Genomic DNA, 11,497 nt, shown 5'->3' with positions numbered 1-11,497 from the left:
ATCCCTGGCAGAATGGCCCCCATGCGCTCGATCTGGAAGGGCGACCTCAGCTTTGGCCTGGTCAACGTGCCGGTCAAGGTCTATTCCGCGACCGAGAGTCACGACCGCAAGTCCTACCAGGTCGATTCGTCGGACGGCACCCGCATCCGGTACCGCCGTGTGCGCGAGGGCACCGACACCGAGGTCGACTACGGCGACATCGCCAACGCCTACGAATCCGAATCCGGCGAGACGGTGATTTTGACCAAGGACGACCTCGCCTCGCTGCCGGTGCAGAAGAGCCCGGAGATCTCGATCCTGGAGTTCGTACCCGCCGAGCAGGTCGACCCGATCTACTTCGACAAGCCCTACTACCTCGAGCCGTCGTCGAAGTCGCCGAAGGCGTACGTCCTCCTGGCCAAGGCGCTGGAGGAGACGGATCGGCTCGCGATCGCCTCGTTCACCCTGCGCAACCGGACACGCGTGGCCGCGCTGCGGGTGGTCGACGGTGTGATGACGTTGCAGACGCTGCTGTGGCCCGACGAGGTCCGCAAACCCGACTTCGGGTTTCTGGACGACGACACCGAGATCCGCGACCAGGAACTGCAGATGGCAGCGTCTCTGATCGAGTCGATGGCCTCGGACTACGACCCGTCGGAATTCGAGGACACCTATCAGAACGAGCTGACCAAGCTCATCGAGGCGAAGTCCGAGGGCGGCGAGGCGTTCCCCGAGACCGACGACGAAGACAACGACACCGAGGACTCCGACGTCGCCGATCTCCTCGCCGCGCTGCGGGCGTCGGTGAAGGACCGCGGGGACTCGGACTCCGAGGACAAGCCGGCCGAGAAGACAACGGCGAAGAAGGCCCCGGCCAAGAAGGCCGCTGCCAAGAAGGCGCCGGCGAAGAAGGCGGCGGCCAAGAAAACGGCAACCAAGTCGACTGCCAAGAAGGCGCCCGCCAAGAAGTCGTCGCGCAAGGCGAGCTGACCTCCGGCGCCGGAGAAATCGGTGGCGTCTCGACGCCGGGTTCGGGCAAGCTCGAAGGGTGAAATCCGCCGCTGACTCCCGTCTGCCCCGCGCGCTGCTGCCGTTCGCGCGCCGGCAGTATCGGTTGCTCGCGTCCGGACTGATCCTCGCCATGTTCGCCGACGGCGTGTGGACGATCGCGGTGATCTGGCAGGTCATCGCGCTCGGCGGCGGGCCGGGGCAGGTCTCGCTCGCCACCGGCGTGGCCGCGGTGGGAATGCTGTTCTCCACACTGGCCGGTGGGGTGCTCGCCGATCGGATCTCGCAGCGCCACATCATGATCGGACTCGAGGTCGCGAAGATGGTCGCGTTCGGCGCGATCGGGCTGGCGTCGATTGCGGGCGTGCTGCAGCTCTGGCACGTGGTGCTGGCCTCGCTGCTGGGCGGCATCACCACCGGGATGTATTACCCCGCCTATTCTGCGCTGCTCCCCGGGATCGTGGCGCCGGCGGAGCTGCAGGCCGCCAACGGGATCGAGGGCTTCTTCCGCCCGGTCGTCTTCCAGGCGGTCGGGCCCATGGTCGCCGGCGCGGTCATCGGCGCGTGGGCGCCGGGACCCGCGGTGCTGATGGCGGCGGTCGCCGCGATCCTGTCGAGTGTCTGCTATCTGGCGATGGCTCCGGTCACCGCGCGCCGCTTCGGCGAGACGGCCGAGGACGAACCGGAGGTGATCGAAGGTGCGGGTGCCCGACGGATCGTCGGCGATCTGGCCGAGGGGTTCGTCTACATGGCCCGGACACCGTGGCTGTGGGGCACGCTGCTCTTCGCATGTGTTCTGGTGCTGGCGACGCTCGGTCCGATCGAGGTGCTCGTCCCGTTCGCCTTGCGTGAGCGCGTCGACGGCGGCGCCACCCAGCACGCCTGGGTACTCGCCGGATTCGGGCTCGGCGCGGCCGCGGCGTCACTCGTCTTCGCCTCGATCCCGATGCCGCGGCGGTACCTGACCGTCATGTTCTCGCTCTGGGCGTTCTCCAGCCTCCCGCTCGTTCTGATGGGTCTCGCCGATTCGACGTGGATGTTCATCGCCGCCGGTGTGACCATGGGCATCCTGTTCGACGGACCGATGGTGTTGTGGGGGACGCTGTTACAGCGTCGGGTGCCGCCGGCACTGCTGGGTCGCATCGCCAGTCTCGACTTCTTCGTATCGGTCGCGCTGATGCCGGTGTCGATGGCGATCGCCGCGCCGGTGTCGTCGGCGATCGGCCTGACCGCGACATTCGTGCTGGCCGGGTTGCTCCCGGTCCCGATCGCGTGGGCGTTCTACGTTGCGGCCCGCATGTGGCGCGACGAGATCGAGAACCCGCTCGTCGACGATGCGCATCCGAAGCTGGTCACACCGGCACACTCGTAGTGGAGTGTGCCGGTGTGACCGATAGGTCTCTGACTACGCCTGCGCCGTGTCGCCCGCTGCCTGCGTCGCCGCGCGCCTGCGCCCGAGAACGACGGCGGCGGTCACCAGCGCCGCAGCGAGTGCCGCGACACCGTATCGCTCGTGGTCGTAGCGGTGGCCGATCGCTTCGTCGATCGAATAGCGGCCGGGGCCGGTCAGCGTCAGCGCGGCCGATGCGACTCCGAGCACCGCGGGGAGTTCGAGTCCGCCGTTCTGCGCGAAAAAGCCATTGGGACGGTGGACGTCGGACGCGGCCAGCATGGCCGCCGCACCGGCGGCCGACGCGACGCGCGTGCCGGCGCCGACGGCGATCAGCCCACCGGCAGCCTCACTGACGCCGGCGGTGACCGCGGACAGCTTCGCGGGCGTGAAGCCCATCTGCTGCATCCCGGCTGCGGTCTGCTCGAGGCCCGGTCCGCCGAACCATCCCGTCAGTTTCTGGGCGCCATGGGCGAACAGCGTGGCACCGACCGCCACGCGTAGGGTCAGCAACCCGGCATCGAGCGCCTTGCCGGAAGTCCGTCGTCGTGTCATCGGGGGGTCCTCTCGTCGTCGGATGCGGCGAAATCGTACCGCGGTCCGTTTACAGTCAAGGGTCAGACGGCCGAGGTGTCAAACGAGCATCGGCACCGGACCGACCTAGAGGACGCGCGCCGCGCCCTCGACGACACTCGCCGTCAGTGCTTGCAGCAGCGGGGAGCTCAGCTTCCAGTACTGCCAGTACAGCGGGACGTCGATGTGGTGGTCGGCGATGAGGCGGACACGGCCGCCGTCGAGGGCGTCGGCGATCTGGACGACCGGGACCGCGCCCCATCCGATCCCGAGGGTGACGGCCCGGTGGTACTCGGTCGACGCCGGGATGTAGACCGCGGGCGGGTCGACGGGCCGGCCGGCGAGGGCCGCCGAGATGTTCCGCTGGATGTGGTCATTGCGGTCGAACTGGACCATCGGGGCGCGGGCCAGCGCGTCGGCGTCGGGTCCGTCGGGCAGCCAGAGGTCGATGAACTCCGGAGTGGCCACCGGCAGGTAGCGCATCGTGCCGAGAGACTGCAGTGCGCACCCACGGATCGCTAGGGGTTCCGAGGTCACGGCAGCGAGTACATCGCCGGTGCGGAGCAGGGTGCTGCTGCGGGTCTCGTCGTCGCGGAAGACCTCGACCGCCACCGCGTGCTCGCGGTGGAAGTGCGCCAGGACCGGCAGCAGCCAGGTGGCGAGCGAGTCGGCGTTGGTGGCGATGGGCAGGTGGATGCGTGGGCGGTCGACCAGCGGCAGGTCGTCGTCAGGGGCGCCGACGAACTCGGCCCGCGTCTCGGCGAGCAGCAGTTCCCACTGCTTGGCGAGTCGGACCAGGACCTCGCCGTCCGGTGTGGCCGTTGCCGGCTTGGTCCGCCGGAGCAGGACCCGGCCGACGGCGGACTCGAGCGCCTTGATCCGCTGGCTCACCGCCGACGGGGTGATGTGCAGCGCGGTGGCGGCCGCGTCGAACGTGCCCTCGCGGAGCACCTCGGCCAGCGTGCGCAGGCCCTCCTGGCTGATGTCCACGAGCCGAGGGTAGTGGTGTGTCTCGCCGAACAGGCGAGACACACCACCGGCCACCGGATCAGGCGGCTACCGCGCCACCCGGGGCGTCGGCGCGCCGGGCCCGAACCGTACCGAGTGCGAGCAGTCCGGCGCCGACGGCAACCCACCCGGCGAGGACGGCGACCGTCCCGGCGATGCCGGCCGCCGGGAAGTACGCGACCGAACGGAGCAGCGTGCCACCGGCGCCGGGCGGCAACCACTGGCCGATCGTCCCCCACGGGGCGGGCAGCAGGTACGGAGACGACGCCAGCCCGGACAACGGGTTCGAGATCAGCACCATCACCAGCGCGGACACCCCGACCCCCGCGGTGCCGAGCAGACTCCCCGCGCCGACGGTGAACCACGTGATCGCCCCGATCATCAGGGCCGCGGCGAGACCGACGGTACTGATTCCGCCGTCGATGACACCCAGCCACGACCACGTCGCCGCGAAACCGAACCCGGCCACGAGCGGGCCCAGGACGGCCAACGTCACCTGCATCGCGACCCGTCCCCGCAACCCGACCGCAGCCGCTCCGCCGAGCGCCATGCCGGCGATCAGCAACGGCAGCAGGCCGGCGGCGAAACCCGTTCCGCGCGCGTCGGTCTCGGGAGTGGGGACCACCGAATCGACGGTGACCGGCAGGCCCTGGGCGGTGGCGATGCCGTTCCCGACCCCGGCGACGACCTGGGCAAGCACGGGCGACCCCGCCTCGGCGGTGAGGACCGTGACCCCGTCGGGTCCCACCGCGATCGCGCCCACGAGGTCGCGTCGTTCGATCGCCGCTCGGGCGTCGTCGGCGTCGGTGAACCGTTCGACGACGAAGGCGTCGGCGCCGGCCCGTTCGGCGAGTGCCGACTCGATCGCCGTCGCGGCGGGCGGTGGTGCGACGAGACCCAGCGGAGCCTGGTGCGGTTCGGGATCGACGGCCAGCGACACGAACATCGCGGCGATCGCGACCACGAGGGTCGGGATTCCGACGATCATCGCGGCCACGAGCCGCCACCCCGGTGCGTGGCCGGCACCGGACGGCCCGGCGGGCTTCGCGGCGGGTCGTGTGTCTGTCGTGGTGAGATCGGTACTCATCGGTCCTCCTAAAAAGAACGAGCCTTCGTTTTCCGAAAGTATGCGCCGCGGGGACCGCAGAATCAAGAACGAGTATTCGTTTTAGACTGTTCGCATGCCGAAGATCAGCGACGACCGCAAGCTCGAACGAAGTCGGCAGATTCTCGACGCCGCGCGCCGCTGCTTCGCGGAGAAGGGGTTCCATCGCGCGTCGATGTCCGATGTCATCCGGGAGTCCGGGCTCAGCGCGGGGGCCGTGTACTCGTACTACTCGTCGAAAGGAGAACTGATCGCCGCAGTGGCGCGGTCGATGTTCGTGGCCTACGAGGCGGGGATCAGCAGCTTCGACGAACCGGGGGTCCATCCCGCGTCGCCCGAGGCGGCGGTCCGGACGCTGGCCGAACGCATCCTGCTCGAGATCGCCCCGCTGACCGACGGTTTCCGGATGGTCCTCACGGTCTGGGGCGAGGCGGCGAACAATCCGCCCCTGCGCGAGACGGTGGGCGACATCGTCCGTGGTCTGCGCGGGGTCTTCGAACGTGTCCTGACCGAGTGGCAGGGCGCGGGGCACGAACTCCCCGCCGAACCGGTGGTGCTCGCGCAGGTCATGGTCTCGGTCATGCAGGGGGTGGTCGTGCAGCAGGGTCTTGTCGGTGACCTCGACGTCGAGGACTACATCGAGGCGTTCTGTTCGGTGCTCCGTGGCCTCGGACTGGGCGACTCGGATCATAATCTGAAGTTCGATTGATGATTCGTCAAATTCTTTCGTTGGACTGATTCCTGAGTCGCTCTTAACGTCGTCCCGGTGACCGCCTATCTCGTCCCCGCACTGGCCGGATTGCTCACCGGCGCCGGCCTGATCATCGCCATCGGACCTCAGAACGTCTTCGTGCTCCGCCAGGGCGTCGCGCGCCGGCACACCGCGCCGATCGTGGCGGTCTGCGCCGTCTCCGACATCGTCCTCATCGTCGCGGGCGTCGCCGGGCTCGGCGCGGTGGTCGCCTCGCATCCGGACGTGGTCACGTTCGCCAAGGTCGCCGGCGGACTCTATGTCGGGGCGCTGGGTGTGCTGGCCGCCAGGCGCTGTCTGCGCAGCAACGAGGTCATCGCGGCGGACGGCACCCGGGCCGACGACGGGGGTGGCGAATCCACCGGGCGTTGGGTCGCGGTGGGCACGGCCCTGGCCCTGACCTGGCTGAATCCGCACGTCTACCTCGACACCGTCATCACCATGGGCGCCATCGCCAACGGACACGGAAACGGCAAGTGGGCGTTCGCTTTCGGAGCGTGCATCGCGAGCGTCCTGTGGTTCACCGCGCTCGGCGGCGGGGCGCGTAGGCTGTCGGGCTTCTTCGCAAGCCCGCGGGCGTGGAAGGTGCTCGACGCGGTCGTCGCGGTCATCATGCTGGGGATGGCGGTGGCCCTTTTCGCGTCGATCTGAGACGGATCGGGGTCGTCCGGACCCGTCCCGAGGACTCCGACGGCACCCCGCTGCAGCGCACGCGGGGTGTTTTCGGGTATCCCGGAAGGGTGACAGCGCGCCGATCGGCCCCGACTGTGACTCGTGAGACCACGCTCCGCGAGCCCACGACGACGTTCGACGTGCGTGCATTGCTGTCGGATGTGCGGCAGACGCTGGGTCGCGGGGATCTCGCCGCGGCCGCCGCGACGCTGACCTACTTCGCCGCGATCGCGGTCGTCCCCTGGGCGCTGCTCGGGATCTGGTCGACGACCTGGCTGGGCAGCCCCACCGCCGAGTCGCTGTCGGAGCTGCGCGTGCTCATCCCGCCGGCGATGGGCGGGCGCGGTGTCTTCGACGAAGCCGTCGTGATCGGCTCCGGGCTGTCGCTGATGAGCGCCGTCGTCCTCCTGTTCCCGGCGTCGTTCTACGGCGAGGGTCTCCGTCGCGCGTGCATGATGCTGTATCCGCGCGATGACCGGTTCACGGGATGGCGCTCGCGGATCTGGGTGCTGGGACTCGTGGTCGTCGTGCCGCCGCTGACCTACATCGTCATCGGTGTCGCGGGCACGCTCACCACGCTGGCGCCCGACGGTGGCGGAACGGGCGGCTTCGGCGATCTGGTGGTCCGGATCGTGGTGGAGTTCATCGTCGTCTGGCTGACGGTCACGGTCGCACTGACCTGGGTGTACTGGCGGGTGACGCCCGGTGAGCCGACGTTGGGGGTCGCGGCGGCGACCGCGCTCGGGACCGCGTCGTTCATCGCCGGCTTCTTCCAGGGCTTTCTGCTGTTCCTGTCGCTGCCGATCGATGTCGGGATCCCGTACGGGGGGCTCCGCGTGATCGGCGGGGTGGTGGCGGTCGGGCTGTGGCTCTACGTCGCGCATGTCATCGTCATCGTCGGATGGGCGGTCGGACAGGCGATCTCGAAGCAGAGGAGGGACCGTGTCCGCGGAGCCTGAGCACCTTGCGTCGTCGTCGTCGGCGCGGGCAGCGGAGCAAACGGACCGGGCGAGTGCCCGGGACGAGGCGCTCGACTCCTGGTCGAGACTCCACGGCGGTATGGATCCGCGTCAGATCCCGTGGGTGCGCGGCTGGGTGCTGATCAGTCACGGGTGCGCACGGCCGCTCGTGCGCCTCGGCGTCACCGCCAACACGGTCACTGTTCTCGGCGTGGTCGCCACCGCGGTCGCACTGTGCGTGACGATGCTCGGCGGATGGTGGCCCGCCGTGGCCGCGCTGGTCATTCTCGTCGCCGCCCTGCTCGACGGGATCGACGGCGCGATCGCGGCGCAGACCCGCACCGCGTCGAGGTGGGGCCGGATCAACGACGCCGTCGCCGACCGATGCTCCGACGTCATGCTGATCGGCATCCTCGTCGTGGTGGGAGCGCCGTCGTGGCTCGGCATCTCGATCGTCGTGCTGACCCTCATCCTCGAGACGACACGTGCCACGGCACAGGCGGTCGGGATGACCGGGCCGGGTGCCGTCACCGTGTGGGAGCGGCCGTCCCGGGTGATACTGGCGGTCATCGCCGCGCTGTGTTCGACCTGGTGGTGGGCGGCCGCTCTGGCATCCGACACCACGGCGACGCTGGCCGCCGTCATCGCCGCCGTCGGCGCAGTGCTGGCGGTGGTGGGGACGATCCAATTGGGAATCGCGGTCCGGAGGCAGACCCGACGTCTCGGGTGAGTCGCCGGTTACGCGCGGCTCCCCATCCGGATCGGGCCACGGTGACGAACAATGGGACGAGTAACTCCCCCCGCCCGATCTCGATGCGATGAGGAAATCTTCGATGACCAACGACTCGGTGGTTCTCGCCGACGCCGACGGCCGCCCGTGCGGCACCGCCGACCGCGAGGGGGTGCACGGGTTCGACACCCCGCTGCACTTCGCCTTCTCCTGCCACCTGGTCGTCGACGGCCGGATCCTCATGACGCGGCGGGCGCTGTCCAAGCGCAGCTGGCCCGGGGTCTGGACCAACTCGTTCTGCGGTCATCCACGTCCCGATGAGGACGTCGTCGACGCGGTGCATCGCTACGCCCGGCGCGAACTCGGTACCGACGTCGCCGATGTCCGTTGCATCCTGCCCGACTTCCGGTACCGGGCGGTCGACGCGAGCGGCATCGTCGAGAACGAGATCTGCCCGGTGTTCGTCGCGCGACCGCTGGGGGAGTTGCGACCGGAGCCGGACGAGGTCGCCGAACACGTCTGGGCCGAGATCGCCGATGTGTGGGCGCTCGTCGAGCGCACGCCGTGGGCGGTCAGCCCGTGGTTCGTCGAACAGGTGCGACAGTTGCCGGCGCGCGACCACGGTTCGGTCTACGAGACCCATCCGGTGATGTCCCGGGCGTCGAATTCATGACGTCAGGCAAACCAGTCCAGTCACCAGGTCGAGGAGCGGTCGGATGATGCACCTTCCCGGTCACACGCAGGTGGTCCCACCACACCGGCGATACGACGAGGTCGCGGAGGCCTGCGCGGCGATGGTGATCAGGTCGTACTCCAGTTCGTTCGGTCTGGCGTCGCGATTGCTCCCGCCGCGGATACGCCGTGACATCCAGAACATCTACGCGCTGGTCCGCGTCGCCGACGAGATCGTGGACGCCCCGCGCCCCGAGCAGGGTCTCGTCGACCGCAGCAACGAGCTCGACCAGCTCGAGGAGCAGACCAGCGTCGCGCTGGTCACCGGGTCGAGCAGCAATCTCGTCGTGCACGCCTTCGCCCAGACGGCCCGCCGCGTCGGCATCGACCTCGACCTGGTGGGCCCGTTCTTCGATTCGATGCGCAGCGACCTGACCCAGGTCCAGCACGACTTCGACTCACTGGCCACCTACATCTACGGCTCCGCCGAGGTGGTCGGTCTGATGTGCCTGCGGGCGTTCCTCGCCGACGAGCCCAAGTCCGCTGCGCAGTACGACCATCTGGCACCCGGCGCCCAGCGACTGGGTGCGGCCTTCCAGAAGATCAACTTCCTGCGCGACTTCGGCGAGGACAGCGACGGACTGGGCCGGCGCTATCTGGTGGGCCTCGATCCCGACGATCCGGCGGACGCCGCCTGGGCGCTCTGGCTGGACGACATCGACCTCGACCTCACCGCCGCCGCGGCCGCCATTCCACACCTGCCCGCGGGTAGCCGCGTCGCGGTGTGTACCGCGCACGACCTGTTCGCCGAACTGACCGCTCGTCTTCGCGAGTCGTCGGCCACCGAGGCCCGCCGCACCCGCGTCCGGGTCCCGAACGCGGGCAAGGCGAAGATCGCGGCGGCCGCCGTCGCCCGACGCGGCATGCCGCGAACCCCACATGCCGACGCCGTCGGCCTGTACAGAAGAAAGACCAACGTATGAGCGAGTCCCGACGCGTCGTCGTCATCGGTGGCGGAGTCGCCGGATTGGCCACCGCCGCCCTTCTCGCCCATGACGGGCACGACGTCGAACTCGTCGAGAAGAACGACGAACTCGGTGGTCGCGCGGGCTCCTGGGATCGCGACGGGTTCCGCTTCGACACCGGGCCGTCGTGGTGGTTGATGCCCGAGGTCTTCGATCACTTCTTCGAGATGCTCGGGACGTCGACGGCCGAGCAACTCGATCTCGTCCGCCTCGACCCCGGATACCGGGTGTTCTTCGGGGACAGTGCGGATTCCGACGAGAAGCCGATCGACGTCTTCGGCGACCGCGAACGCAACCGCGCACTGTTCGAGGAGATCGAACCGGGTGCGGGAGCTGCGCTCGACGAGTACCTGCAGACCGGCAGGCAGGCGTATGACCTTGCGGTGGAACGTTTTCTGTACACCAGCTTCGATTCCCCCCGCGCCTTCCTCGGCCTGCCGGTGTTGCGACACGCGAAGACCCTCGTCACCTTGCTGACGACGTCGTTGCAGTCCTACATCGCCGCACGGTTCACCGATCGCAGATTGCGCCAGGTTCTCGGCTACCCGGCGGTGTTCCTCGGCTCTTCGCCCGAGCGCACCCCCGCGATGTACCACCTGATGAGCTGGCTCGATCTGGCCGACGGCGTGCGATACCCCAACGGCGGTTTCACCACCCTGGTCGACGCGCTGGAGCGAGTCGCCCGTGAACGCGGCGTTCGGATCTCGACGGGAACGGCTGCGACTGCTGTCCTGACGCGTCAGCGCCAGGGAACGCGATTGGCCCGATGGCGCCGTCGCGCCGAGGTGGCCGCGGTTCACGTCGAGGACGCTGCCGGTGCTTCGCGAGATCTGGTCGCTGACATCGTGATCGGTGCCACCGATCTCCATCACCTCGAGACGCGGCTGCTGCCTCGCGAGTTGCAGACCTTCCCCGAACGCTACTGGGATCGAGCCACTTCCGGTCCGGGAGCGGTGCTCGCACTGCTCGGCGTCCGCGGTGAGGTGCCCGAGTTGGCGCATCATTCGCTGTTCTTCACCGATGACTGGAAGACGAACTTCGACGCCATCTTCGAGAGCCCCACGCGCGTCCCGGATCCGGCATCGCTGTACGTGTGCAAGCCGTCGGCCACCGATTCCTCGGTCGCGCCGTCGGATTCGGAGAATCTCTTCATCCTGGTGCCGGTCCCGCCCGATCCGGGACTCGGTCACGGCGGTGTGGACGGCGGCGGCGACCCCGACATCGAGAAGGTGACCGACCGCGCCATCGCGATGATCGGACAGTGGGCGGGCGTCCCCGACCTCGCCGAGCGTATCGTCGTCCGACGCACCATCGGCCCCGCCGACTTCGTGGATTCGGTCAACTCGTGGTGCGGCGGCGCTCTCGGTCCGGCACACACGCTGCGCCAGAGCGCGTTCCTGCGTTCGACGAACCGGTCACGCAAGGTCGACGGGCTTTTCTACGCGGGGTCGAGCACGCGTCCCGGCATCGGTCTGCCGATGTGTCTGATCAGCGCCGAACTCATCCGCAAGAAGCTCCGCGGCGACCGGTCGGTCGGGCCGATGCCGGTCGTGAAGCGCTGACCTGCGAGAACGGGTAACGTTTCTGGGGGTTTGATATCCCGGTCACCCGGGTACTGGCGCGTG

General features: G+C 69.0%; 12 protein-coding genes. 9 read left to right on the top strand and 3 right to left on the bottom strand.

What is annotated here, in order from left to right; all coding sequences use genetic code 11:
- The first annotated feature begins 21 nt into the window (after positions 1-21).
- The gene (gene ku, locus ABIC25_RS13980; RefSeq protein ID WP_494337975.1) at positions 22-969 is read left to right on the top strand and encodes a non-homologous end joining protein Ku; all 948 of its coding nucleotides are present in this window, start codon (positions 22-24) and stop codon (positions 967-969) included.
- 58 nt (positions 970-1,027) lie between these two features.
- Positions 1,028-2,359 (top strand): MFS transporter, encoded by a 1,332-nt coding sequence (locus ABIC25_RS13975; RefSeq protein ID WP_239402356.1) that lies wholly within the window; start codon positions 1,028-1,030, stop codon positions 2,357-2,359.
- 33 nt (positions 2,360-2,392) lie between these two features.
- On the opposite strand, the gene ABIC25_RS13970 is transcribed toward ABIC25_RS13975, so the two are convergent.
- The 3 genes from ABIC25_RS13970 to ABIC25_RS13960 form a co-directional block, all read right to left on the bottom strand.
- Positions 2,393-2,932 (bottom strand): DoxX family protein, encoded by a 540-nt coding sequence (locus ABIC25_RS13970; protein WP_101820030.1) that lies wholly within the window; start codon positions 2,930-2,932, stop codon positions 2,393-2,395.
- A gap of 105 nt (positions 2,933-3,037) precedes the next feature.
- On the bottom strand, positions 3,038-3,940 hold the full coding sequence (locus ABIC25_RS13965; RefSeq protein ID WP_354561923.1) for a LysR family transcriptional regulator ArgP: 903 nt from the start codon (positions 3,938-3,940) through the stop codon (positions 3,038-3,040).
- Positions 3,941-3,998: 58 nt separating this feature from the next.
- The gene (locus ABIC25_RS13960) at positions 3,999-5,045 is read right to left on the bottom strand and encodes an ABC transporter permease (protein ID WP_354561921.1); all 1,047 of its coding nucleotides are present in this window, start codon (positions 5,043-5,045) and stop codon (positions 3,999-4,001) included.
- Between the two features lie 94 nt (positions 5,046-5,139).
- On the opposite strand from ABIC25_RS13960, the gene ABIC25_RS13955 reads away from it, so the two are divergent.
- The 7 genes from ABIC25_RS13955 to crtI all read left to right on the top strand — a co-directional run bounded on the left by ABIC25_RS13955 (position 5,140) and on the right by crtI (position 11,434).
- Complete coding sequence (locus ABIC25_RS13955) at positions 5,140-5,772, top strand: TetR/AcrR family transcriptional regulator (protein WP_354561919.1); 633 nt, start codon at positions 5,140-5,142, stop codon at positions 5,770-5,772.
- A 57-nt stretch (positions 5,773-5,829) separates the two neighbouring features.
- On the top strand, positions 5,830-6,465 hold the full coding sequence (locus ABIC25_RS13950) for a LysE/ArgO family amino acid transporter (protein WP_354561918.1): 636 nt from the start codon (positions 5,830-5,832) through the stop codon (positions 6,463-6,465).
- Positions 6,466-6,581: 116 nt separating this feature from the next.
- Positions 6,582-7,445, top strand: coding sequence for a YhjD/YihY/BrkB family envelope integrity protein (locus ABIC25_RS13945; protein ID WP_354561916.1), 864 nt, complete (start codon positions 6,582-6,584; stop codon positions 7,443-7,445).
- Complete coding sequence (locus ABIC25_RS13940; RefSeq protein WP_004020353.1) at positions 7,429-8,175, top strand: CDP-alcohol phosphatidyltransferase family protein; 747 nt, start codon at positions 7,429-7,431, stop codon at positions 8,173-8,175. The genes ABIC25_RS13945 and ABIC25_RS13940 overlap by 17 nt, the downstream gene beginning before the upstream one ends.
- Positions 8,176-8,278: 103 nt before the next feature.
- Positions 8,279-8,848 carry an isopentenyl-diphosphate Delta-isomerase gene (gene idi, locus ABIC25_RS13935; RefSeq protein ID WP_354561914.1) on the top strand — a complete coding sequence of 190 codons (570 nt, stop codon included), beginning with the start codon at positions 8,279-8,281 and terminating at the stop codon, positions 8,846-8,848.
- A gap of 43 nt (positions 8,849-8,891) precedes the next feature.
- Entirely contained in the window at positions 8,892-9,830 is a 939-nt protein-coding gene (locus ABIC25_RS13930; RefSeq protein ID WP_354561913.1) for a phytoene/squalene synthase family protein, read from the top strand.
- Positions 9,827-11,434 (top strand): phytoene desaturase family protein, encoded by a 1,608-nt coding sequence (gene crtI, locus ABIC25_RS13925; protein WP_354561911.1) that lies wholly within the window; start codon positions 9,827-9,829, stop codon positions 11,432-11,434. Before ABIC25_RS13930 ends, crtI begins: the two co-directional genes overlap by 4 nt.
- Positions 11,435-11,497 lie beyond the last annotated feature (63 nt).

It is taken from the genome of Gordonia sp. PvP123, from assembly GCF_040547295.1.
GTDB lineage: Bacteria > Actinomycetota > Actinomycetes > Mycobacteriales > Mycobacteriaceae > Gordonia > Gordonia terrae.
The sequence above is the reverse complement of the archived record's forward strand: the minus strand, read 5'-3'. Positions and strand labels throughout refer to the sequence as shown.

Coding starts and splice junctions, on each gene's coding strand:
- ABIC25_RS13930 (WP_354561913.1), top strand. CDS start 8,892: ATGATGCACCTTCCCGGTCACACGCAGGTGGTCCCACCACACCGGCGA.
- ABIC25_RS13960 (WP_354561921.1), bottom strand. CDS start 5,045: ATGAGTACCGATCTCACCACGACAGACACACGACCCGCCGCGAAGCCC.
- ku (WP_494337975.1), top strand. CDS start 22: ATGCGCTCGATCTGGAAGGGCGACCTCAGCTTTGGCCTGGTCAACGTG.
- idi (WP_354561914.1), top strand. CDS start 8,279: ATGACCAACGACTCGGTGGTTCTCGCCGACGCCGACGGCCGCCCGTGC.
- ABIC25_RS13955 (WP_354561919.1), top strand. CDS start 5,140: ATGCCGAAGATCAGCGACGACCGCAAGCTCGAACGAAGTCGGCAGATT.
- crtI (WP_354561911.1), top strand. CDS start 9,827: ATGAGCGAGTCCCGACGCGTCGTCGTCATCGGTGGCGGAGTCGCCGGA.
- ABIC25_RS13970 (WP_101820030.1), bottom strand. CDS start 2,932: ATGACACGACGACGGACTTCCGGCAAGGCGCTCGATGCCGGGTTGCTG.